We start from the raw sequence: 21,576 nt of genomic DNA on the forward strand, positions 1-21,576 counted from the left end.
CGTCCTCGGGTGAGGACTGGTGGTTGTGGCTGTCGTGGTGGCAGCCGTGGACTGTGGAATTTAGACATAGGACGTCACCTCGTCGGTCAACGACGCGTGGGCGTCGTCGAGCGCGGTCTGTTTCGCTTCGAGCGCCTCGATGTCGGTCGAGAGCGACGATTCGGCCGCTTCGAGCGCGTCGCGGACCGCGGCGGGCGCGGGGCCACCGGCCGAGTCGCGCATCTTCACGCTCTCAGCGGGGTCGAGCGCCGCCTCGACGGCCGACGCGTCGACGTAGGAGTCGAGCGACTCGCCGAGGACCTCGTTCGACGCGGCATCGAGCGCGTCGAAGTCCCCACCGAGTTCGCCCGCCTTCGCAACGAGTTCGTGCGCGGTACGGAACGGGATGCCCTCCATGGCCAGCAGGTCGGCCACGCCGGTCGCGGTCGAGAAGTTCGACCCGGCCGCCTCGGCCAGCGCCTCCTCGTTCCAGGTCGCGGTCGCGATACCGCCCGCGGCCACGCCGGTCGCCTCGGTCACGGCGTCGACCGCGTCCCAGACGTGCGGCGTCGCGTTCTGCAGGTCGCGGTTGTACGCGCGCGGCAGACCTTTGAGCGTGGTCAGCAGCCCAGTGAGCCCACCGGTCGCGTCGCCCGCGACCGAGCGGACGAGTTCGAACGTATCGGGGTTCTTCTTCTGGGGCATGATGGACGAGGTCGACGAGTAGTCGTCCGAGAGTTCGAGGGAGCCCTGATTCGAGAACAGGACAACGTCCTCAGCCAGTCCCGAGAGCGTCGTCGCGAGGTTCGCCATCGCGGACGCGACTTCGACGAGGAAGTCACGCGCCGATGCGGCGTCCATCGAGTTCGTCATCACGCCGTCGAAGCCGAGCAACTCGGCCGTGCGGTCGCGGTCCACGTCGAACGGAGTGCCCGCGAAGGCGGCCCCGCCGAGCGGACTCTGATTGACGCGCGAGAAGGCATCGAGTAGACGAGCCGTATCGCGAGCCAGTGCCTGCTCGTACGAACAGAGGTAGTGCCCGACCGTCGTCGGCTGGGCGTGTTGCAGGTGCGTGAATCCGGGCATCACCGTCTCGGCGTGCTCGGTCGCACTCGACAGGAGCGCGGCGCGCAGGTCGCAGACGGCCTCGACCGCTTCGAGTACGTCCTCGCGCAGGCGGAGGCGAATACACGTCGCCACCTCGTCGTTGCGCGAGCGGGCGGTGTGCATCTTGCCGCCGGACTCGCCGATTTGTTCGATGACCGCCGTCTCGATGGCCTCGTGCACGTCCTCGCCGTCGGGCAGGGACGCGTGGCCTTCGATTTCGACGACGTTCAGCGCCTGCAGGATTTTTCCTGCGGTCTCGTCCTCGACGATGCCCTGTTCGGCGAGCATCACGACGTGGGCGCGGTCGACCGCGAGGTCGGCCTCGAAGATGCGCGCGTCGTCCTCGAGCGAGGAGAGGAAGCCGCGGGCGGGGCCGCCGCTGAAGCGGTCACCGCGAACGGCCGTCTGCTCCCCGTCGAGTCCAGTCATCTCAGTCGTCTGCGTGGAGTTCGACATCTGACTCCTCCTCTGTGACGTTCTCGGTCACCGCGTTGGCGAGGCGCGACTGGAAGCCGTGGTACTTGGCCACACCCGTCGCGTCCTCCTGCTCGATGCCGTCGACCGTCTCCGTGTTGAACGAGGCGGCCGACTCGGAGTAGACTGCGTACTCGGACTCGCGGCCGACCGGACGGACCGTGCCGCCCTGCAGTTTGACCGTCACCGAACCGGTGACCGTCTGCTGGCTCTGGGCGATGTAGGCGTTGAGCGAGTCCATCAGGGGTGCGTCGACGAGGCCCTCGTATGCCTTCTGCGCCCACTGGTTCTCGATTTGGGGCTTGAAGTCGCGCTCGTCCTTCGTGAACACGAGTTGTTCCAGCGCCTCGTGCGCGGTGAGGAGCACCGTCGCGGCCGGGTGCTCGTAGTTCTCGCGGACCTTTAGCCCGAGCATGCGGTCTTCCATCATGTCTGTGCGGCCGACGCCGTACTCGCCCGCGAGTTCGTTCAGGTACTCGATGAGTGCGACCGGCTCCATCTCCTCGCCGTCGACGGCGACGGGGTAGCCCTGTTCGAAGTCGATAGTGAGCGTGGTCGTTTCGCTACCGGGCGCGGTCGTCCACTCGTAGATGTCCTCCGGCGGTTCGTAGCTCGGGTCTTCGAGGTCCTTGCCCTCGACCGAACGACTCCAGAGGTTCGTGTCGATGGACCAGTCGCCTTCGTTGCCGCCCTCGACGGGCAGGCCCTTCTCGGCGGCGTACTCCTGCTCCCAGTTACGGGTCAGGCCGAGTTCACGAACCGGCGCGATGACCTCCAAATCGGAGCCGCGCCAGACCGTCTCGAAACGAAGCTGGTCGTTGCCCTTGCCCGTGCAGCCGTGGGCGATGCCGGAGCAGCCCTGTTCCTGTGCGACCTCCAAAATCGCCTTCGCGATGACCGGACGGGCCATCGCGGTCCCGAGCGGGTAGCCCTGATACGTCGCGTTCGCGGTCACGGAGTCCATGCAGAGTGCCGCGAACTCGGCCTTCGCGTCGACGATGTAGTGTTCGAGACCGAGTGCCTCGGCGGTCTCTTTCGCCTCGACGAACTCGGCTTCCGGCTGCCCCACGTCGACCGTGACGCCGATGACCTCGTCGTATCCGTACTCCTCTTTGAGGAGTGGGACGCAAATCGTGGTGTCCAACCCGCCCGAGAAGGCGAGTGCGACCGTTCCCTTACCGTTCGATGCTGTCGTGCTGTCCGATGTGTGCTGTGTCATTCTGTGTCTATGTGACTGACGGACGGATGTCCGCCGTGTTGAGTTGCAAACTGTGCGCCGCGACGGTGAGAAGTTAAGTAGGCCCTATCGGGCCGGTCGTCGTCGCGGTCGTCGGACAGCAACACCGCTCGCGGAGAACGAAGGCGCGAGGTGACTGCGGTGTTGCTTCATCGTACTCACTCATAGAACCACCCTCCTATTAAAACCTTGTGGGACAGCAAATGTTACAGGTGTGTGAATCTCTCACTCGATGTGTGTTGGAACTGGTTTTATGTCCATTGAGTTGCGTGGTAATCGTATGTTCGACAACCGTGGCGACATGGACGTGGAGTCCTTGTTACAAATCGTCGTCGTCCTCGTCGTCGTCTGGCTCGTGCTGGAAATCGTCGGCGAACTCCTCGGCGTCCTCGGGTGGTTACTCGGCCCGTTCAAGCCGTTACTCGGGTTGGCCATCATCGCACTCATCGTGCTGTGGCTAATGGACCGCATCTGAACGACCGAGCGACGAACCGCCGCAGTCACGCTTCGATTGGCTGCTAGCCCCGCGACTATCGATTCGACGTTAGTACATTTTCCTCGGAGCTTCTTCGCTGTCCGTTCACTTCGACAATCGCCTCTGTGTCAGCGCGTCACCGTCGTCGCGACCGACTTCGAACCGGTATCCTCATCCCGCTCACCCTGTAGCATTCGACCGTGTACAGCCTGAACGTCCCCGTCCCCGGTCGGGTCTCGCGCATCGCCAGCGACCTCCGCCCGGCGATGTTCGGGTTCCAGAACATCCGCACCGACCACACCCTGCTCGCGAAGCGACTCGGCGACCCCGACCACTTCGACGGCCGCGAACACGAAGTTCGGCGCGCACTGCGCGGCCAGCCGAGTTTCGAAGTACAGGTCACCGGCATCGAGTGCTTTGAGCGACCGACGAAGGGCCCTGCTCCCGTGGTCTACCTCGCCGTCGAGAGTCCAGAACTCGTCCGACTGCACGAGTCGCTCTGCGAGGAGTTCGGCACGGCCACCGGCCTCGAAGGCGAGGACTACGTTCCACACGTGACGCTCGCACGCGACGGAGACGTGGAGACGGCGCGACGACTCGCCGAGCGCGACATCGAACCGGTGACGTGGACCGTGACGGAACTGGAGATTTTCGACGCGCGGTATCGCGAAGTCGCGGCGCGAATCAGCCTGCCCGCGTGAGGTAGTTGTCCATCGCACCGGGGCCACAACCAGAAAGAACCTAGATACTTTTGAGCCGTTACTCCCAACGCTACGACATGCTCTCCCGCGAGAACGCCGTCATCGGGTCGTGCATCCTCATCGCTGGTCTCATCGTGTACGTGACCGGTGTCAGCGCGAGCGGCATCGTGTCGCCCCGAACCGCTGTCTTGCTGTTCGTCGGCGTCGTGCTCCCGTCGCTGGTGAACGGGTATCTGGACAATCGGACTCGGCAGTCCGAGAACTGAGAGCGATTTTGCAGGCTACGGCTGCGGCGGCGGCCCGTCGTACCGATCCATGTCCTGGTAGAAGTTCATCATCGCGAACTTCAGTTTCTCCGGCCCGATGTCGATCATCTCGTCGCGCTCTTCTTTCGGGAAGGTCCCGTGGACGCTGTACTTGCCCATGTCCGAGCGACTCTGTTTGGTGTAGCGCTCGTCGAGCAGGATTCTGACGCCGATGTCTTCGGGCGACCGGATGACTCGCCCGAGTGCCTGTCGCGTCTTCCTGACCGTGGGAATCTCCACGGCGTACTGCCAGCCGGGGTCGTCCACGTTGGGACGGTCGAACGCCTTCCCGTAGGCCTGTTGCACTGCCTCGGCCCGGTCGTCAAGGTGCGGATACGGCACGCCGAGCACGACCACGGTAGTCGCGTCGTCGCCGTCGAAACTCACGCCTTCGGCGAGCGTGCCCCAGAGTGACGTGAGCAGGACGCCGTCGTCGTCGCTGGTGAAGTCCTCGCGCAAGTCTTCCGCCGAGACGCCAGCCTCGTCGAGGTAGACGGTCGCGTCGCCCTGCTGGCGGAGTCGCTGGGCGTAGCGCTCGGCCTCGGCGTAGTTCGGTGTAAACACGAGCGTGTTCCCGGGCGTGAACCGTACCGCGTCGTGGAGCGCGTTGCCCACTTCCTCCTGCACCTGCGGGTCGTCGCGCGCGCTGGAGAACAGCGCAGAAGTCGAGACGGCGTACGTCCGGCGGTTCTCCGGCGGGAACTGGAGTCCATACGCCATGTTCACCGGGTTCGTCAGCCCGAGGACGTCCTCGGTCACGTCGAACGGTCGCAGCGTCGCGCTCATCAGCACCGTGGCGTGGACTTCCTCGAACAGTTCGCGGGTGACCTCCTGCGGGATGCAGGTGTACAACTCGGCGCGCCCGTACACCTCGTCGGTGCCCTGGTCGCGCCGGACCGAGACGACCGGATGCAGGCCTTCGTCGGTCCCCTCGCGCATCCACGCGCCGACGAACACGGCCGCTTGCAGGGTCTGACACTCCTGTCGCGTCGTCGTCTCGCCGTTCTTGTACGCCTCTTCGTACTGGTCGTCGAGGTCTTTGCCGAGCATCACCGCCGCCTCCAAATCGGACTTGTAGCCCGACCCCTCGTACCGCTGGAGGAAGCCGATGGTCAGGTCGTCTCGGCCGGACTCGTTGGTGACCGCCACGTCCTCCCAGTTGTCGCCGACGCGCTCGCGCTCGCCGAAGCCGAACGAGTCTTCGTACGTCTCGACCAGTTCGTCGCGGAACGGCCGCAGGACGTTCGCGGCGCGCAGTGCACGTGAGTCGTCGGCCTCCTCCAGTTCGTCCAGCGCCTGATTCAGCGTCTGCTCGGTGAGCGTGCGCGTCGCGTGGTCCCGCGCCGCGCTCTCGACGTTGTGCGCCTCGTCGAACACCGTGATGACGTCTTCGGGGTCGCGGCCCAGCCACCGGAAGAACTGCTCGCGAATCATCGGGTCGAGCAGGTGGTGGTAGTTGGCGACGACGAGGTCGACGCCCTCCATGCCTTCCTTCAGGAGTTCGTAGCCGCACATCGTGCGCGCCTCGGCGAAGTCGTACACGTCGTCGGGCGTGCGCACGTCGTCGAACAGCCAGTCGTAGAACTCGTCGACGTTCCCGACGAGGTTCTGTTTGTAGTACTCACAGACGTTCTTCTCGTCGGTGATGGACTCGACACGCTGGGCCACGGAGTCGAGTTCGTCGACGACGGCTTCGCGGGCTTCGACCGCCCGGTCCTCGCCGTCTTGCGCGTCGGAGAGCAGTTGTCGCTCGCGCTCTCGCAACTGGGCTTCCTCCTGTCTCGCGTCGACGAGTTCGCGGGTGTTGTCCCGCAGGACCTGACACTCCTCGTAGCCCACGTCGATGTGGCACATCGCGGCCTTCCCCTTGAACACGACGGAGCGAATCGGCTCCTGTCGGGTGATGGCGCGCGCTTCCTGCACGAACTGGCGCATCTGCTGGTGGACGTCGGTCGTGATGACGACCGCCTTGTCTGCATCGCGTGCGTACTCCAGCGCGGGTACGAGCGCCGACAACGTCTTGCCCGTCCCGCAGGCCCCCTCGAACAGGACGTCTTGCCCCCGTTCGAGCGAGGTGTGGATACGGTCCATCGCCTCGCCCTGATTCTCGTAGGGCTCGTCGTAGGGGAAGAATCGGAGATACGCGTCTACCTCGGACACATCGTTTCGTACCGCGTTCTCGCTAAAAAGGGTTCGCCTGCTGTCTGCGGTACAATCGGTGCGGACATTTCGGTCGCTTCCTGCATATCCTGCCGTCAATCCCTGACAGGTTCGATATCGATATAGAGGCTGTATCGTTCTCCTTCGCTAGGTACGAAGTCGCGATTCGAATCTTCTGGAAGGTTTTGCTCATATATCGTGAGCGTACCAGCAACTGAATCAGTACCAAGTTCGAATACGATGAAGACGAGTTCTGTGTCGTGGCCCTCAAATGAATGAACTTCGTTCAGCGTCGTCTCGAACACGACCGAGCGAGATGAATGCTGGTGACTCTCGTTTTCTCGGTCGTCTATCTCGATTTCCAGAGAAGCGCCGTCTATCTCTTCGGCGAGATTCTCTACGAGCAGTTCTTCGAGAACGAGTCTTCCAGCGTCGACCTCGAACCCGGCGGCATCAGTACGGTCGGGATATTCGAGGCTGAAACGCCACCCCACGTCCTCCCCCGGGCCAGGACCGAAGTCGGTTGTTTCTTCTTTCCAAGCCTGTGTCTGGATTTGCACCGAATTCATCTCTCTGTTATCGGACTTCCTTCGTTTCTCCGTGCGTAGTTATTATCGTCTTTTCCTGTTCCTACTGAATCCGAAATCACGCGAAAGTGCTCGTTCAGCCTCGCGTCGCCGTCTTTTCCCGACTCGCCTGTACACTCCCTGCCGCAGCCATAAGGTACCACGGCACATACCTCTCCCTGATGCCCATTCCCGGCTACGACCTCGACGACATCGAGGAACACCTGCGCCAGCGAATCGACGACAAAGAACTCCGCGAACTGCTCACAGAGGAAGAGTGGAAGCGCCATGAGGAGGGCGAAGACCTCGTCGACTTGCTCGACGAGGAGGACATCGAGCGGTTGCTCGTGAGTGGCGACGACGGCGAAAACTGAGTCGCGAAGAACGAGCAGTAGACTGCTGATTACCCGTCGAGTCCGGCCATCGGCGAGTCGAGCATCTCCGGTTCGATGTAGACCTTCTTGATGGCCTCGTCGTGTTCTTGCAGTTCGTGTTCGATAGCCGTGATGGTGTCGTCGATGTCTTCAGTATCCATGTCCGCGTCGAAGGCCACGTCCGCGGTCACGATGAGGCGGTTGGGGCCAAAGTAGACCGTCCGGAAGTCTTCGACCTTCTGGACGCCCGTGTGGTCTCGGACGATTTTCCGGAGCGGATTCTCCTCGTCCTCGGGCAGCGACTCACCGAGCAGCAGGCGTTTGTTCTCCCACGCCAGCGCGACGGCGAAGCCCATCAGCATGAGGCCGATGAGGAACGCTGAGACGGCGTCGTAGATGCCGTCGCCGGTCACGCGCGTCAGGTAGACACCGAACAGGGCGATACCGGCACCGGCCATCGCGATAGTGTCCTCGGTCAGCGCGGTGAGCGTCGTCACGTCGCTGGTCTTCTTGAACGCCTCGCGGAAGGTCTCCCAACCGTGTCGTTCCATCTGTATCTTCATCGCCTTGTACGCCTTCGCGAGGGCCCACGCCTCGAAGACGATGGCACCGATGAGGACCGCGTAGTTCACCCAGATGCCGGGGAAGGTGAAGCCGAGCAACGTCTCCGAGCGGAGTTCGGGTGGTTTCGGGTGCATGATGGCGTGGTAGCCGTGCTTGGCGGACTCCCAGCCCGCGATACCGAACAGGAGGACGCTCACGAGGAACGAGTAGAAGAACTGTGCTTTCCCGTAGCCGAACGGGTGACTACGCGTCGATTCCTTGCCCGAATACCGGATACCGACGAGCAGGAACACCTGGTTCCCGGTGTCGGAGATGGAGTGATACGTTTCGGACAACATTGCCGGACTTCCGGTGATGGTCCAACCGAAGAACTTCAGAATCGCAATCGCGCCGTTGGCGAACAACGCCGCGAGGACGACCGACTTGCTTGAGGCCATTGAAAAGGCACGCGCAGGCCAGCAAAAAAGCGTTTCCGTTCTACTACGCTGACACGTACTCCCAAGTCGACCCGTCTTCGCCCGGACCAGACACGCCGGGGAGTCGCGGGAGACGCGGGCGCAGGAAGTCCCACCACGCCTCGGCGTCGTCGTAGCCAGCACGATATTTCGGGTACACTTCCTGTTTGAACGCTTCGGCGGTGACGACGCCCTCTTCAGAGAGATGCTCCCACGCGGCGCGCACCGCGTCGCGTCGCCAGTCGATCATCATCTCGCTCACGCCGGGGACGTCCATCCTGGTGACGGCCTCGTCGACGGCTTGCTCGCGAGCCTCTTCCGGGTCGAGCGAGCCACCCACGCCTGGTGTGCCGACCGGCGCGAAGTACGCCGTAAGTGTGGTGTCGCTGTCTGTCAGTTCTTTGGCCTGCAACTCGCCGTCTGCGACGAGGTCGTCGAGCAAGCCGACGGCGATATCGGGGTCGATGTCGGTCTCTGCGGCGACCTCGCGTGCCGTCCGCGGCGCGGCGTCGTCGAACGTGGCGAGGACGACGGCGTCGGCGACGCGGCGTGCACCCTCGTGGCGCTCGCGCTCTTTGGACATGCTAGACCCTTCAGGAGGCGAGACCAAATCGGTTTTTGTTCGACGAAAATCACGTCACCCCTCGTCGCGTAGCCAGCGGCATGCTCGTCATCTGCTCCGACACCCACGCTGCAGACGGGTCTGCCATCACTGGCCGCACGCGCGACGCCATCGAGGAAGCCGACCTCGTCGTCCACGCGGGCGACTTCACGACGGTCGACTCGCTTGCGGCCTTCCGCGAGTCGGCCGACCGATTCCTCGCAGTCCACGGCAACGCAGACCGACCTGCCGTACAGGAACGCCTCCCGACGGCACGCGTCTTCGACTACGGCGGCGTCCAGTTCGCACTCACACATCGGCGAAACGGCGGCGACACCGGACTCCGGATGTTCGGGCGCGAGGGGGGCGCACAGGTCGTCGTCTCCGGGCACACCCACCGCCCGCGCTTCGTCGAGACGCCGGACGTGGCGCTACTCAACCCGGGCAGTCACGCCGACCCGCGAGGGAACCGACCGGGGCACGCAGAGCTAACGGTCACAGACGACGGACTCAGTGGGAAACTCGTCGAACCGGACGGGACGGTGTTCGAACGATTCACCGTCCAGTCGGCTAGGCGCGCGTGAGACTCCGAAATAATGAGCGAGATTCAGGGCTAGAGTCGGTGTCTCATGCCAGACTCAGGTCCCCGGGTCGTGTATCACAGCAGTGGAGGGCCGAAGTCACCGGGGCGCGTCTGTACAGAGGACACCCGGTTCAAAGTAGATACCGTAAGCTCAAACAGGTATTTTAGTGAGCTGACAGCCGGAAGCGGCGGAACCGCCGTCTGCGGCCGTGCAGAATCGACAGACAGTGTCTACCGCTGTTCCGTGTACCAGTAAGCGAACCCGGCCGTGAGGACGAGCGCGCCGCCGAGGAAGAACGCGATACCCGGCGAGATGGCGGTCGCGGCGTCGACGGTCGACCCGGCAGCCTGCGTGGTCGTGTCGATGGTCGTCGTCACGGTCTCGGTCGTGTTGTTCGGGTTGTTGGCGACTGGCGGTTCACTCGGTCCTGGTGCGGGGCCACCGGCGGGGGACTTGCTCCCACCACCGAAGAGGCCACCGTCGCCGAACAGTTCCTGGACGCCCAGCGCGCCCACGGCGAGCAGTCCGAACGCGCCCAGTAGCCGCGAGAGCGCGGCCTTCAACCCGGTCGACTCTTCGGAGCCGCCGGCGAACACCACGAGGGGCTGGTTCGACGGTGCGTACACCTTCATCTCGCGTCCCTTCGCGGAGTAGGCGGTGTCGACGACTTCGATTATCTCGGCGCTTTCGAGCTTTTCGAGGTGATACTGTGTGTTCTGGAGCGACGTATCGACGCGGTCTGCGAGCTGCGACGGTGTCGCCGGCTCGTCGTGGAGCGCGGTCAGTAATTCGCGGGCGGTAGACGACGAGAGGGCTCCGATTAAATCGTCGGCATCGTCGCTGTCGAGGCCGATAACGCGGGGTTCCGCGTCCTCGGCCGCCGACGTGTCTGGAGTGGAGGGCAACAGGTCGGCCATACGAGAGGCTAGTCATCGGTTGGCATGAAGGTTTGTATATGTTTCGCGTACCCACCCGGCGAAAGCCCTAATAACGGTCGACAAGCACGTATTGGTATGCAGACACTGCTTCCGGCGCAGCTCGGCGGGCTCTTCGACGACCCGTTCACCCTCGCCGTCGTCGGCTTCTTGCTCGCCCTCATCTTCTTCTTCTACCTGATGTTCCGGCGGACGATGCTGAGTTTCCGCGAGGGCATACAGAAGGGCTCCGGCAAAAAGTAAGAACCGCCGACCACTGCCCGTTCTGCCCGATGCTGGCCCGCTCGCGTCAGCTACAGCGCCGACTCGACGCGGTCTGCGACGCTCACTACGTCGTCCTCGTCGACGTTCCAGTGCGTACAGAACCGCACGATTTGTTCGCCGAACTTCGAGCCGAGTACGTCCACGTCCTCGCACGCGGCCAGCAGGCCGTCGGCGTCGAGACCGGACTCGGCGGTGTGGACCAGCACGATGTTCGTCTCGGGTTCGGGCACGCGCAGGCCCGACACGCCGTCGAGTTCGGCAGCCAGCGTCTTCGCGTTCGCGTGGTCGTCGGCCAGTCGCTCCACGTTCGAGAGTGCTTCGAGCCCTGGCGCAGCGATGATGCCCGCCTGTCGCATCCCGCCGCCGAACAGCTTCCGGGTTCGGCGGGCGCGCTGAATGAACTCTTCGGGTCCGGCGAGGATAGAGCCGACCGGCGCACCCAGCCCCTTCGAGAGGCAGAACATCACCGAGTCGACCGCTTCGGTCATCTCGGCGACCGGCACGTCGTGGGCCACTGCTGCGTTGCACACCCTCGCGCCGTCTAAGTGGACCGGCACGTCGTGTTCGTGCGCTGCCTCGGCCGCCGCCGCGATGTCCTCGGGTGCGATGGCGATGCCGCCCTTCGAGTTGTGCGTGTTCTCCAGCGTGAGCAGTCCCGTGCCCGGCCGGTGGAGGTCTTCGGCGACGTAGCCCTCGTGAATCTGCGCTGGTGTCGGAATCCCTCGCTCACCGCCGTCGAGCGTGCGAACCTGCAAGGTCGATAGCTGGGCCATCCCACCCAGTTCCCACTTCACGACGTGGCTTTCGCGCTCGGTCAGGACCTCCTGCCCGCGCTCGGTGTGCGTGCGAACCGCGATTTGGTTGCCCATCGTCCCGGACGGAACGTACAGCGCGGCCTCCTTGCCGACGAGGTCGGCCGCCTCGGCTTCGAGTTCGTTCACCGTCGGGTCTTCGCCGTACACGTCGTCGCCGACTGTGGCGTTCATCGCGGCTTCACGCATCGCCTCGTCGGGCTTCGTGACCGTGTCACTGCGTAGGTCGAGCATAATCGTGGATTCTGTGGCGGACGAGAAATAGGCGGTGGTCGCCGTTTTCTGAGTGGGTTCTGGTTGCTGTTTCTGTCGTCGATGTTGTCGGTGTCGAGCAGCAGTTTACGAACCACGACGGTACATGACCGCACTGCCGTCCTCCCCTGCTCCCCGCGTCCACAACCTCCCCATCCGATTCGCCAGACATCACTACGTTCTGTCTGGCTCATCCCTCGCGCGACTACGGCTCGCAGTCTTCGACATGCTCGCCAGCGCGCGCCAAACGGCTTGTTCGGTTTCCGTTGCCGCCCCCGTCCCGTCAACGATTTACACCCTACCGACGAAGCCTCTCGTATGAAGATTGAGTACGACCGCGACACCTGCATCGGGATGTTCCAGTGTACCGCCGAGTGGGAAGGGTTCGAGCGCGACGAGGACGCCGGGAAAGCGGTTCTCGTCGACGGTGAGGAGACGGAGGAGGACGTGTTCGTCCGTGAAGTGCCAGAGGACGCGGAACTCGACGCGAAGTTCGCGGCACGAACCTGTCCGGTCGACGCCATCGTGGTGTACGACGACGACGGCGAGCAGCTCATCCCTTAAATACCCTCGGCCCCTCATCAATTAGGCCGAATATACGCGCGTCAGCGCCCGAGAACCGGAAAAACGTGCGAAGTTCTTTACGTTCCGCCACGCAAGCGATATCCATGACTTCAGGGACGCGGGTCTTGCTCGTCGATGGGGACGACGGCAGGGCAACAAAGACGGCCGAGGAACTCTCGGCAGGTGGATTCAGCGTCGACACCGTCGACTCCGTCGATAGCGCACTCGCGGCAGTCGGTGACGAGCGCCCGGGCTGTCTCGTGAGCGAACTGACGCTGGACGACGGCACAGGACTGGATTTACTCGAAACCATTCGAGCGGTTCACGGCGACCTCCCCTTCGTCCTGTGTACGGCCGACGGCGACGAGGCCGTCGCGGAGCGAGCGGTCACCGCAGCGGTCGACGGCTACGTCCGACGCGAGGACGACTGGACCGAGCGACTCACCACACGAGTCGACGCCGTCGGCACGACCGAGGCCGAGCGGCCGCCGCTCGACCCACTGAAAGAGCGGGCACTCGACGAGTCGCCCGTCGGTATCACCATCGCGGACGCGAGCGCACCCGACCTCCCGCTCGTCTACACGAACGACGCGTTCGAACGACTCACGGGCTACAGCCGTGAGGACGTCATCGGGCGCAACTGCCGATTCCTGCAGGGAGCGGATTCGGACCCGGCCGCCGTCGACGAGATTCGTGACGCCATCGAGACCGAGTCTTCGGTCTCGGTCGAACTCGTGAACTACACCCAAGACGGCGAGCGCTTCTGGAATCGCGTCGACCTCGCGCCCCTGCGCGACGACTCGGGCGAAGTGACACACTTCGTCGGCTTCCAAACCGACGTGAGCGAGCGCGTCGACGCCGAACGGACGGCCGAACACCGTGCGGCCCAACTCGCCGCCGAGCGACAGGGGCTCCAGCACCTCCTCGAACGTGTCGACGGCCTCATCCAGCAGACCGCCGGGTCGCTCGTCGAGGCGACGACTCGCCCCGAAATCGAGCGCAAGATGTGCGAACTGCTCGCCGACACCGACCCGTTCGTCTGTGCGTGGAGTGGCGAACCCGACCTCGCGGACGGAAGCCTCCAGCCGAACGCGGTCGTCGGTGGTGAGCGAGACGGCGAGACGCTACAAATCGACGGAAGTGACGACCCCATCGAGCGCGCACTCGAAACCGGCGAGGTCCAAATTGGGTCGAAAGACGACCTCGCAGACGTGGCGTGGCACGAATCCCGGTGTGGCGAGGAGTTCGCCGGGGTCGCGGCGATTCCTCTGACCTATCGTGACGCCCGCTACGGCGTTCTCGTGGTGTACACGCCCACCCCGTCCGTCCTCGACGGTCGCGAAACGACCATCCTCGCCGCCCTCGGGCGGATGGTCGCGACGGCTATCTCGGCCGCCGAGACGCGCCGGACACTCACCACGGACAACTTCGTCCAACTCTCGTTCACCATCTCGGACCGGTCGGTGTTCTTCGTCGACATCGCCGAGCGAGCCGACGCGAGTCTGACCTACGCTGGGTCGGTGTACCGTGAAGGCGACTCGCTGGGCATGTTCTTCACCGTCGAGACCGACGACCCGCACCGCGTGGTCGACCTCGCCGAGGAGAACGAGAGCGTCCGCGAGACCAAGATAATCACGGAGAACGAGGGTGTGAGTCTCATCGAGTTCACGGTCGCCAACACCGGCTTGCTCTCGACCCTCGTCGAGTACGGCTCGGACGTGAAAGGCATCTCCGCCGAACCGGGGAACGCGACCATCGACCTCGAACTCCCCCGCGAGGCCAACGCCCGGACCATCGTCGAACACGTCGAAGCGCAGTTTGACGGCGTCGCCCTCGCGGCCTACCGCGAACGCGAGCGACCCGCGACGACGAAACAGGAGTTCATCGCGGCTACCGAGGACCGTCTCACCGACCGCCAGTTGACTGCGCTTCAGCGTGCGTACTTCGGCGACTTCTTCGAGTGGCCCCGCCCGACCAGCGGCGACGACCTCGCGGAGTCCATGGGTATCGCCCGTTCGACCTATCACCAGCACCTTCGGGCGGCCGAGCGCAAACTCGTCGGCGAGTTCTTCGACCGCTCCTAAGCGTTAGTCACGGTTCCGCAACCTATTGTTTCGCCGAGAAAAAAGTTATGCGACTCGCTAGCAACACATCTCTTACACGCTATGTCGACAGACGACCGACACTCCCGCGTCCGCGAGTGGGCAGAACTGCTCGGTGAGACGGTTCCAGCATCGGCCACGAACCGCATGTGGGCCGCCCGGCCGTCGGGCGACCGCGAAAACTGACCGGTCGTTCCGCGATTACGCGATCTTGTCGTACTGCTCGGAGAGCTTCTCTGCAGCCTCGCCGAGCTGGTCACGCTCCAGTTCGGAGAGGTCCCACTCGACGATTTCTTCGACACCGCTACTGCCGAGCTTGACGGGGACACCGAGGCCCACGTCGTTCTGGCCGAACTCGCCCTGCAGCTTGACCGAGGCGGGCAGCACTGCGCCCGTGTCGTTGAGGATGGCCTCGACCATGTGAGCGACGCCGGTCGCCGGACCCCACTGGGTCGCGCCCTTGCGCTCGATGACGTTCATCGCGCTCTCTTTCAGGTCGCCCAGAATCTCCTCCTTCTCGTCGTCGGAGAAGGCGGGGTCGCGGCCGTCGACGCGAACCTTCGAGAAGACGGGGACCTGCGCGTCGCCGTGCTCGCCCAGAATCGTCGCCTCGACGTTCTTGACAGGGGCGTCGAAGCGCTCGGAGAGGACGTAGCGGAAGCGTGCCGAGTCGAGTCGGCCACCGAAGCCGATGACCTTGTTCCGGTCGCGGTCGCCCGTCTCGTACAGGTGCCGGTTGAGCAGGTCGACCGGGTTCGATGTCGTCAGCGTGATGAAGTCGTCGTTGTGCTCGGCGAGCGAGGACCCGATGTCCTCCATGATGGGCGCGTTGTCGCCCGCGAGGTCGATGCGGGTCTGGCCGGGCTGGCGCGGGATGCCGGCCGTGATGACGACGACGTCCGAGCCGGCGGTGTCGGCGTAGGTGCCCTGCCGGACTCTCGTGTTCGAGTCGTACGCGATGCCGTGGTTGGTGTCCGCGGCCTGCCCGACTGTTACGTCTTCTTGGTCCGGAATGTCCACGAAGACGAGTTCGTCGACCACGTCACGAAGCGCGAGGTTGTAGCCTGCGGCGGCTCCGACCGTGCCGGCCGCGCCGACTACGCTAACTTTCGCCATAACGTGCGAACGTCCTCCCGGTAGCTCGTTAAACGTGTCGAAGTCGGCAGTGGTCTCGGTGGATATGCGTCGGGTTACGGTCGCCTGAGTCCGCTTCCGTGGTGACTGGCGTGTTGAAAGCGGTCCGTTTTCGCCCCTAGGCACATTACCACGCCGCGAATCGTCGCCCGTATGGCCCTCCTCGATAGACGACGCTTCCTCCAGGCGACGTTCGCAGCGGGACTGTCGGGTCTCGCTGGGTGCACGAGCAGTCTTCCCGACCTCCCCGGCGGCGGTGGGACGCCCGGCTACACGGACTGGGTGCGAAATCACCACGACACCGAGGGGCGGGGTGTCCGAACGGGCGTACACGCCATCGACCACACCGCCTTTCGAGCGAACGAACAGCACTTCTCGGCCGAGACGTACCAGCACTACGAGGACACTACTGGGCCGCACTTCGACGGCCTTGCGCACGACTCTCTCGACACGACTGCCGTGCCCCTCCCCTCGGGCACTGGCGTCTTCACCGGGTCGTTCGACGCCGACGCGGTCGCCAGCCGTCTCGGGTCGACGTGGTCCGAAGGCACCACACACGAGGGCTTCGACATCTACACCGCCGAACACCAGATGCGGTCGGGGCTCGCGCTCGCCGACGGAACTGCCATCGTCCGGAGTACCCCGCAACAGGCGGCGATGAAGGCTCTCATCGACGTCGGTACCGGCTCGGGTCCACGGGCGTACGAGGAGAACGACGACTTCGCCACACTGACCGACGAACTCGGCGAGTCGGCGATGGTCGAGGGCGTCGTCCGCGACCGGGTGCAGATGGCCGAACCCCAACGCCGACGCTTTCAAAACGCAGTCGCAGACGGCTACACCTTCGACCTGCACGGCGAGACCTACGACGCACGCCTCGTCGTCGTGTTCGACGAGGCAGCGAACGCCGCGACCGAGCCGGTTCGACAGTACGTCGAGTCGGACCAGTCGAATCGGCGGAACCCGGTCGTCTCGGCGTCGGAGTTCTCGCTCTCGAAGTCGGGTCGCGTCGTCGTCGCCACTGGCAGCGGGAAGACGAGCGAGGTCTTCCTCTGAGCCGTCCGCAGGCTTTTCCTCTGTGACGGTCGTCTGTCCCGACATGAGCGAGTTCGACAAGGAAGCGGAGCGCGAGAAGTTGCGACAGAAGTTCGCCGAGGAGGAGAAAGACCGCCAGTCGACACAGCGGATGAGCGAACTCCTCTTGCAGGGCGCGACGATGACGAACAAGCACTGTGACACCTGCGGTGACCCCATCTTCCGCTACGACGGGCAGGCGTTCTGTCCGAGTTGTCAGGCTGCGGGCCAGCAGGCACAGCAACAACAAGTTGCCGAGCAAGGACAGCAGCAGGCGCAGGAGCAGGCGACACAGCAGGCAACCCAGCCCCAGCAGTCCGAGCCGGCCGAGGAACCCGCCGAAACCGACGCAGACGAGGAAACGGCCGTGACCGAGTCGACTGCCGGCGCGACCGACCAGCGACCGGCACAGCCCGACGCTGGTGTCCGACGTGCCGAGCCATCCCGGACCGACGAACCTCGCGGTGGCCGTGGGACGTCCGACAGCCGAGGCGACGCCAGCACCCCGGAACAGGCCCGCCGTGGAACTGACGCCTACGACACTCGCGACGTTCGTGACGCCCGTGACGCCCGTGCCGACGCCTCGCGACTCGCCGGTGAGTTCGGCGAAGCCGAAGCCTCCATCGCCGAAACTATCCGCTACTTCAGCGACGCAGCCGCGAACACGGACGACCCGGCCCGCGCTCGTGAGTACCTCGCGACGGTCAAGGAAGCGGCACAGGCACTGTCTGCCCTCCGCCGGTAACCGTGCCGTCTCGCAGTCCCCGTGACGACGCCCACACCGCTGTGCGATTCGGCGTCGCCATCTTCCTCGCCCACTTCGTCCTCCGCGTGCTCGAGTCGACGACTGGGTTCGGCCTGTACGCGGGGCAGTCGTTGGGCCAGGTCGGCAGTTCCGCCGCGCTCGTCGCCCTGTTCACCGCCGTGCTCGTCTACAGCGGCTTGCGAGTCGCCCCACGCCTCGGCTGAGACAGTCGCGGTGTTCGTGTCGCAGCCTCGTGTCTCGTCAGCCGGCCACTCAATGCTCTTCGTCGGTCCACCCGAACCACTGGACGAACGTCATCACGAACCAGACCATCCACAGGGTGAACGCGACCAGTCCCGCACCGTATCGGATGCTCGGCGCGACGTCGAGGAGTTGTCCACCGAGAAGAATCGCTATCGTCACCACGAGTCCGGGGGCGGTTCGCCGAATCGCCCCGCGGACCGCGTCGCTCACGGTTCGTACTGACTCCCGATGACCTCGCGGATGCGTTCAGCGGTCACCGCGCCGACCCCGTCGACTTCCAGCAGGTCGTCCTCGTTCGCGCACATGACTTCTTCGACGGTGCCGAAGTGGGCCATGAGCGAGCGGGCGGTGACGGGGCCGATGTCGGCGATAGCGCTCACGACGTACTCCTGTTGCTCGGCGAGCGTCTTCTTCGACTTGCCGCCGTGGACCGAAATCGCGCGGTCGTTCGTCTCCTGCTCGCGGCCTGCGATGACCGCCAGCAGGTCGCGGGTGTCGGCCTCGCTCTCGGTCCGGAGGACGCTCACGCCGAAGTCCACAGCCAAGGACGCGAGCGCGCCCCGGACCGCATTCGGGTGGATGTCGCGCGTCCCGACCAGACTCTCCTCGCCTTCGACGATGAGGATTGGTCGGGCGTAGTGACTCGCCATGTCGCGGACCTGTTCGAACACGGAGCGCTCGCTGCCGACGAGGGTGTCGAGGAAGTCCTCGACCGACTTTCGCTCGACGGCGACGCGGTCGGAGAGCACGTAGTCGCCGACGGCGAGCGTTTCGAGCCGGGTCGTCACGTCCTCGCGCGTCGAGAGGTCGCGCGGAATCGAGGAGTCCATCTCGCGCTGGTCGATGACGATTTCGACCGTGTCGTCGTCGGGCCGTTCGGCTTTGGCGACGACGCCGTCGGCTTCGTTCTCGGCGGACTGGTCGGCGGTGCTCTCGCCGGTGGTCGCTGTCTCGTCGTCGGCGTCTTCGCTCGCTTCGTTCTCGTCGGCTTCGTCGTCCTCGTCGCTCGCGGCGAAGTCCTGCAAGCCAGGTTGCGTGTCCTGTGCGGCGCTCGCCGCACTGCCCCCGTCTCCGCCTCCGCTCTCGCCGTCACCAGCGAAGTCGGCCAGTGCCGACTGACTGTCGTCGAGTTGTTCCTCGACGTTCTTGGCGACGCCTTTCAGCTTCCGGAGTTCGGACTCCATCTGCTTCTCCTTACGACGAGAAATCCAGAAGTACGCCTCGTCGCGCGTATCCTCGGCCATCAGCACGACGACGCGACCCTCGTCCTGTCGGCCGGTTCGGCCTTTGCGCTGAATTGAGCGAATCGCGGTCGGGACGGGTTCGTAGAACAGCACGAGGTCGACTTCGGGCACGTCCAGCCCCTCCTCGGCGACGGAGGTGGAGACGAGCACTTCGAACTCGCCAGCTTTGAACTGCTCCAGCGTCTCCTGTTGCTGTTTCTGGGTCATCCCGTCGGAGCCTTCCTTGTCGCCCTGCCCGACGAAGCGCCGGGTGTCAAAGTGGTTCGAGAGGAACTCGGTCAGTGCCTCGGCGGTGTCGCGCGACTCGGTGAAGACGATGATTCGCTCGCCGTCTTCGATACCGAGCGTCTGGGCCAGGAGGATGCGTGCCTCTCGATATTTCGGGTGAATGTCGTCGAAGTTCTCGGTTCGGCGGATGGCCTCTCTGACCTTCGGTTCTGAGACCATACGCTGACTGGCCTTCGATGCGCCAGAGGCCCGCGCGGCGTTTTCCTGTCGCTCGAAGTATCTGCGAGTGGCTTCGACGCTCTGGGTCTCGACGTATGTCACGGCCGTCCGCAGTTTGCGAATCTCCGCGAGCAGGCTCATGCCCTTGAAGCCCGCCGACTGGTCGTTGTCAATCATCTTGCGCAACTGCGCCTGTATCTTCTGAACCTGTTTTTCGGAGAGGTCCGGCGATGTCGCGCGAGTCACGCCGATTTCCTTGAGTTTGCCGAGGCGGTCGGCGATGACCTCGTTTATCGCGTCACGAATTTCGATGACCTCCTCGGGGAGTTGTATCTTCGTCCACTCGACCTCCGTGTCGTGGGTGTACTCGGACACGTCGGCGTCGTCCTCGGTCATCACCTCGACCTCGATTAGCCCGAGGTTCTCACACACCTCCAGAATCTCCTCTTCGTCGCCGCCGGGCGACGCGCTCATGCCGGTCACGAGCGGGTCGGCGGCGTCCTGGTGGTACCGTTCTGCGATGTAGTTGTAGGCGTAGTCGCCGGTCGCGCGGTGACACTCGTCGAAGGTGATGTGTGTCACGTCGCGCAGCGAGATTCTGCCACCGACGAGGTCGTTCTCGATGACCTGCGGCGTCGCCATGACGATGGTCGCGTCTTCCCAGAGCGCGGCACGGTCGTCGGGGCGTACGTCGCCGGTGAATACGACGACTTCCTCGTCGTCGAGTTTCATCGCCTCGCGGTAGAACTCCGCGTGCTGTTGCACGAGCGGCTTCGTCGGCGCGAGCAACAGCGACTTCCCGCCAACTTCGTGCAGCCGTCTGGCGGTCACGAGCAGACTCACGGTCGTCTTGCCCAGTCCGGTCGGCAGACAGACGAGGGTGTGGTCGTCGGCGGCGGTCCCCGCCAACTGCAACTGGTAGAGCCGTCGCTGGAGGAAGTTCGGCGTGAGCAGCGGGTGCTCGACGGAGGCCTCGTCGGTGGCAGCCATCGCCCCACAGTTGTGCGGCCTGCCGGTTAAGGGTTCGGCGACCGGAGTGTAAGTAAAATACGCCTCGTCGAGCGAGTTCGCTTTAAGTTGTCTGACGCGGGCGCGCACCGCCGCTACCCGCGGCTGGTCACTTGTGAAAGAGCACCGGCCGCGTATCCACGGCCGGCGAAGCCCCGCGACGACGGGGGAGATGGGGGGAGTGGGGGGGTCCGTCGTCGCGGAGCGTCCGCCACGACGGAGTCCGAGCGGCCGTTCGGCCGCACGTCGTCGGGATATCCGACAGTCGCCGTGGCTGCCGGTGGTGTGATTTGGTCGATATTAAGTCTACCGAGTTTGACCGAAATTTTTGCGGGAAGTGAACGCGTCGTGGGCCGCTCGGTCTCAGTCGAGTGCTTCGAGGACGAGTTCCAGCACGAGTTCTTCGTCGCCGACGACTGCTGCGACGACGGCCAATACGAGCAGTACGACCAGTGCCGCGACGATGAGTTCGAGCAGTGTCATACCATCCGGTACGTGGTCGGTATCGATACAGAATGTTTGGCCAAGATACCTAGCCCGTCGCTATCAGACCGGTAGCGACAGCACTTCGGTGAGGTAGAGTGCGCCTGCGGCGGCGACCGACGCTGCGATCGGAATCGAGAGGTTGTCGTCGATGACGTAGGTGGCGACGACCGGTTTCACGCCGTCGGCCAGCGTCGCCGCCAGTGCGGCTGCGACCGCCGCCACCGGCGGCAGGAACGGTAGCGCGAACGCCAGCGAGACGAGGAACATCGCGGCGAGCACGCGAAACTGCTTCACGGAGCGTAACTCGCCGGTCGAAAGCAGGCCGCTGATGGGGTCACCGATGGTCAGCATGTACATCGCCGGAATCGCGACGTTCGGCTCGAAGAAGAGTCCCGCGACCGTCCCACCGATGATGTACAGCGCGTAGCCGGCGAGGTTGTCCTGCTCGTACTCGCGAGTGAGTTTGTCGAAGATGACCCAGTCCAGTCCGACGAACAGCCGCACAGCTTCGAGGACGAGCGCACAGGCCATGGCGACGACCAGTATCCCCTGTACCCACGACCACGGGAGGGTCGGGAAGCCGGGCTGCTGGCCGAGTAGGTAGGCCGTCGGCAGTATCGCCCCGCTCGCGTGCACGATGCGGCGCTCGACCTCGCTTCGCAT

General features: G+C 64.4%; 24 protein-coding genes. 12 read left to right on the plus strand and 12 right to left on the minus strand.

Annotated elements, in window-relative coordinates:
* Positions 1-60: 60 nt before the first annotated feature.
* Both argH and ACSC1P_RS10370 read right to left on the minus strand, forming a co-directional pair.
* Positions 61-1,542 carry an argininosuccinate lyase gene (gene argH, locus ACSC1P_RS10365; RefSeq protein ID WP_435360073.1) on the minus strand — a complete coding sequence of 494 codons (1,482 nt, stop codon included), beginning with the start codon at positions 1,540-1,542 and terminating at the stop codon, positions 61-63.
* Positions 1,517-2,779 carry an argininosuccinate synthase gene (locus tag ACSC1P_RS10370; RefSeq protein ID WP_435360074.1) on the minus strand — a complete coding sequence of 421 codons (1,263 nt, stop codon included), beginning with the start codon at positions 2,777-2,779 and terminating at the stop codon, positions 1,517-1,519. Before ACSC1P_RS10370 ends, argH begins: the two co-directional genes overlap by 26 nt.
* Before the next feature lie 298 nt (positions 2,780-3,077).
* Between ACSC1P_RS10370 and ACSC1P_RS10375 the strand changes: the two genes are divergently transcribed.
* The 3 genes from ACSC1P_RS10375 to ACSC1P_RS10385 all read left to right on the plus strand — a co-directional run bounded on the left by ACSC1P_RS10375 (position 3,078) and on the right by ACSC1P_RS10385 (position 4,239).
* A complete protein-coding gene (locus tag ACSC1P_RS10375) occupies positions 3,078-3,272 on the plus strand; it encodes a DUF7554 family protein (RefSeq protein WP_435360075.1) in 195 nt (64 codons plus the stop codon).
* Positions 3,273-3,472: 200 nt separating this feature from the next.
* Positions 3,473-3,973, plus strand: coding sequence for a 2'-5' RNA ligase family protein (locus ACSC1P_RS10380; protein WP_435360076.1), 501 nt, complete (start codon positions 3,473-3,475; stop codon positions 3,971-3,973).
* A 77-nt stretch (positions 3,974-4,050) separates the two neighbouring features.
* Positions 4,051-4,239 (plus strand): DUF7987 family protein, encoded by a 189-nt coding sequence (locus ACSC1P_RS10385; RefSeq protein WP_435360077.1) that lies wholly within the window; start codon positions 4,051-4,053, stop codon positions 4,237-4,239.
* 15 nt (positions 4,240-4,254) lie between these two features.
* Here the strand turns inward: ACSC1P_RS10385 and ACSC1P_RS10390 are convergent, their stop codons facing one another.
* Both ACSC1P_RS10390 and ACSC1P_RS10395 read right to left on the minus strand, forming a co-directional pair.
* Positions 4,255-6,438, minus strand: a complete 2,184-nt coding sequence (locus ACSC1P_RS10390; RefSeq protein WP_435360078.1) for an ATP-dependent DNA helicase — start codon at positions 6,436-6,438, stop codon at positions 4,255-4,257.
* Positions 6,439-6,533: 95 nt separating this feature from the next.
* Complete coding sequence (locus ACSC1P_RS10395; RefSeq protein WP_435360079.1) at positions 6,534-7,007, minus strand: hypothetical protein; 474 nt, start codon at positions 7,005-7,007, stop codon at positions 6,534-6,536.
* Between the two features lie 179 nt (positions 7,008-7,186).
* On the opposite strand from ACSC1P_RS10395, the gene ACSC1P_RS10400 reads away from it, so the two are divergent.
* On the plus strand, positions 7,187-7,378 hold the full coding sequence (locus ACSC1P_RS10400; RefSeq protein ID WP_435360080.1) for a DUF8027 family protein: 192 nt from the start codon (positions 7,187-7,189) through the stop codon (positions 7,376-7,378).
* A 29-nt stretch (positions 7,379-7,407) separates the two neighbouring features.
* Here ACSC1P_RS10400 and ACSC1P_RS10405 read toward each other — a convergent pair whose 3' ends face one another.
* Together ACSC1P_RS10405 and ACSC1P_RS10410 are read right to left on the minus strand one after the other, a co-directional pair.
* Complete coding sequence (locus ACSC1P_RS10405; RefSeq protein WP_435360081.1) at positions 7,408-8,379, minus strand: cation diffusion facilitator family transporter; 972 nt, start codon at positions 8,377-8,379, stop codon at positions 7,408-7,410.
* Between the two features lie 43 nt (positions 8,380-8,422).
* Positions 8,423-8,980: a hypothetical protein gene (locus ACSC1P_RS10410; RefSeq protein WP_435360082.1), complete on the minus strand. Its 558-nt coding sequence runs from the start codon at positions 8,978-8,980 to the stop codon at positions 8,423-8,425.
* 80 nt (positions 8,981-9,060) lie between these two features.
* On the opposite strand from ACSC1P_RS10410, the gene ACSC1P_RS10415 reads away from it, so the two are divergent.
* Positions 9,061-9,582: a metallophosphoesterase gene (locus ACSC1P_RS10415; RefSeq protein ID WP_435360083.1), complete on the plus strand. Its 522-nt coding sequence runs from the start codon at positions 9,061-9,063 to the stop codon at positions 9,580-9,582.
* 230 nt (positions 9,583-9,812) lie between these two features.
* Here ACSC1P_RS10415 and ACSC1P_RS10420 read toward each other — a convergent pair whose 3' ends face one another.
* Complete coding sequence (locus ACSC1P_RS10420) at positions 9,813-10,499, minus strand: ArsR/SmtB family transcription factor (protein WP_435360084.1); 687 nt, start codon at positions 10,497-10,499, stop codon at positions 9,813-9,815.
* 96 nt (positions 10,500-10,595) lie between these two features.
* On the opposite strand from ACSC1P_RS10420, the gene ACSC1P_RS10425 reads away from it, so the two are divergent.
* Positions 10,596-10,760: a DUF7859 family protein gene (locus ACSC1P_RS10425; RefSeq protein WP_435360085.1), complete on the plus strand. Its 165-nt coding sequence runs from the start codon at positions 10,596-10,598 to the stop codon at positions 10,758-10,760.
* 50 nt (positions 10,761-10,810) lie between these two features.
* Here ACSC1P_RS10425 and ACSC1P_RS10430 read toward each other — a convergent pair whose 3' ends face one another.
* A complete protein-coding gene (locus ACSC1P_RS10430; protein WP_435360086.1) occupies positions 10,811-11,827 on the minus strand; it encodes a threonine aldolase family protein in 1,017 nt (338 codons plus the stop codon).
* A 336-nt stretch (positions 11,828-12,163) separates the two neighbouring features.
* Here ACSC1P_RS10430 and ACSC1P_RS10435 point away from each other — a divergent pair, with 336 nt between their 5' ends.
* The 3 genes from ACSC1P_RS10435 (at position 12,164) to ACSC1P_RS10445 (ending at position 14,697) form a co-directional block, all read left to right on the plus strand.
* A complete protein-coding gene (locus ACSC1P_RS10435; RefSeq protein WP_435360087.1) occupies positions 12,164-12,409 on the plus strand; it encodes a ferredoxin in 246 nt (81 codons plus the stop codon).
* A 104-nt stretch (positions 12,410-12,513) separates the two neighbouring features.
* Positions 12,514-14,493, plus strand: coding sequence for a bacterio-opsin activator domain-containing protein (locus tag ACSC1P_RS10440; RefSeq protein ID WP_435360088.1), 1,980 nt, complete (start codon positions 12,514-12,516; stop codon positions 14,491-14,493).
* An 81-nt stretch (positions 14,494-14,574) separates the two neighbouring features.
* Positions 14,575-14,697, plus strand: a complete 123-nt coding sequence (locus ACSC1P_RS10445) for a hypothetical protein (RefSeq protein WP_435360089.1) — start codon at positions 14,575-14,577, stop codon at positions 14,695-14,697.
* Between the two features lie 15 nt (positions 14,698-14,712).
* On the opposite strand, the gene mdh is transcribed toward ACSC1P_RS10445, so the two are convergent.
* Positions 14,713-15,627: a malate dehydrogenase gene (gene mdh, locus ACSC1P_RS10450; protein ID WP_435360090.1), complete on the minus strand. Its 915-nt coding sequence runs from the start codon at positions 15,625-15,627 to the stop codon at positions 14,713-14,715.
* Positions 15,628-15,798: 171 nt separating this feature from the next.
* On the opposite strand from mdh, the gene ACSC1P_RS10455 reads away from it, so the two are divergent.
* From ACSC1P_RS10455 to ACSC1P_RS10465, 3 genes are read left to right on the plus strand one after another with little or no spacing between them, the layout of a single operon-like run.
* Positions 15,799-16,701: a hypothetical protein gene (locus ACSC1P_RS10455; protein WP_435360091.1), complete on the plus strand. Its 903-nt coding sequence runs from the start codon at positions 15,799-15,801 to the stop codon at positions 16,699-16,701.
* A 43-nt stretch (positions 16,702-16,744) separates the two neighbouring features.
* Positions 16,745-17,464, plus strand: coding sequence for an Sjogren's syndrome/scleroderma autoantigen 1 family protein (locus ACSC1P_RS10460; protein ID WP_435360092.1), 720 nt, complete (start codon positions 16,745-16,747; stop codon positions 17,462-17,464).
* A 41-nt stretch (positions 17,465-17,505) separates the two neighbouring features.
* On the plus strand, positions 17,506-17,688 hold the full coding sequence (locus ACSC1P_RS10465) for a hypothetical protein (RefSeq protein ID WP_435360093.1): 183 nt from the start codon (positions 17,506-17,508) through the stop codon (positions 17,686-17,688).
* A 49-nt stretch (positions 17,689-17,737) separates the two neighbouring features.
* Here ACSC1P_RS10465 and ACSC1P_RS10470 read toward each other — a convergent pair whose 3' ends face one another.
* The 3 genes from ACSC1P_RS10470 to ACSC1P_RS10480 all read right to left on the minus strand — a co-directional run bounded on the left by ACSC1P_RS10470 (position 17,738) and on the right by ACSC1P_RS10480 (position 21,576).
* Entirely contained in the window at positions 17,738-17,938 is a 201-nt protein-coding gene (locus ACSC1P_RS10470) for a hypothetical protein (RefSeq protein ID WP_435360094.1), read from the minus strand.
* Positions 17,935-20,409 carry a DEAD/DEAH box helicase gene (locus tag ACSC1P_RS10475; RefSeq protein ID WP_435360095.1) on the minus strand — a complete coding sequence of 825 codons (2,475 nt, stop codon included), beginning with the start codon at positions 20,407-20,409 and terminating at the stop codon, positions 17,935-17,937. Before ACSC1P_RS10475 ends, ACSC1P_RS10470 begins: the two co-directional genes overlap by 4 nt.
* Before the next feature lie 564 nt (positions 20,410-20,973).
* Positions 20,974-21,576, minus strand: a complete 603-nt coding sequence (locus tag ACSC1P_RS10480; protein WP_435360096.1) for a dolichol kinase — start codon at positions 21,574-21,576, stop codon at positions 20,974-20,976.

It is taken from the genome of Haloarchaeobius caseinilyticus (genome assembly GCF_051207395.1).
Taxonomy (GTDB): Archaea; Halobacteriota; Halobacteria; order Halobacteriales; family Natrialbaceae; genus Haloarchaeobius.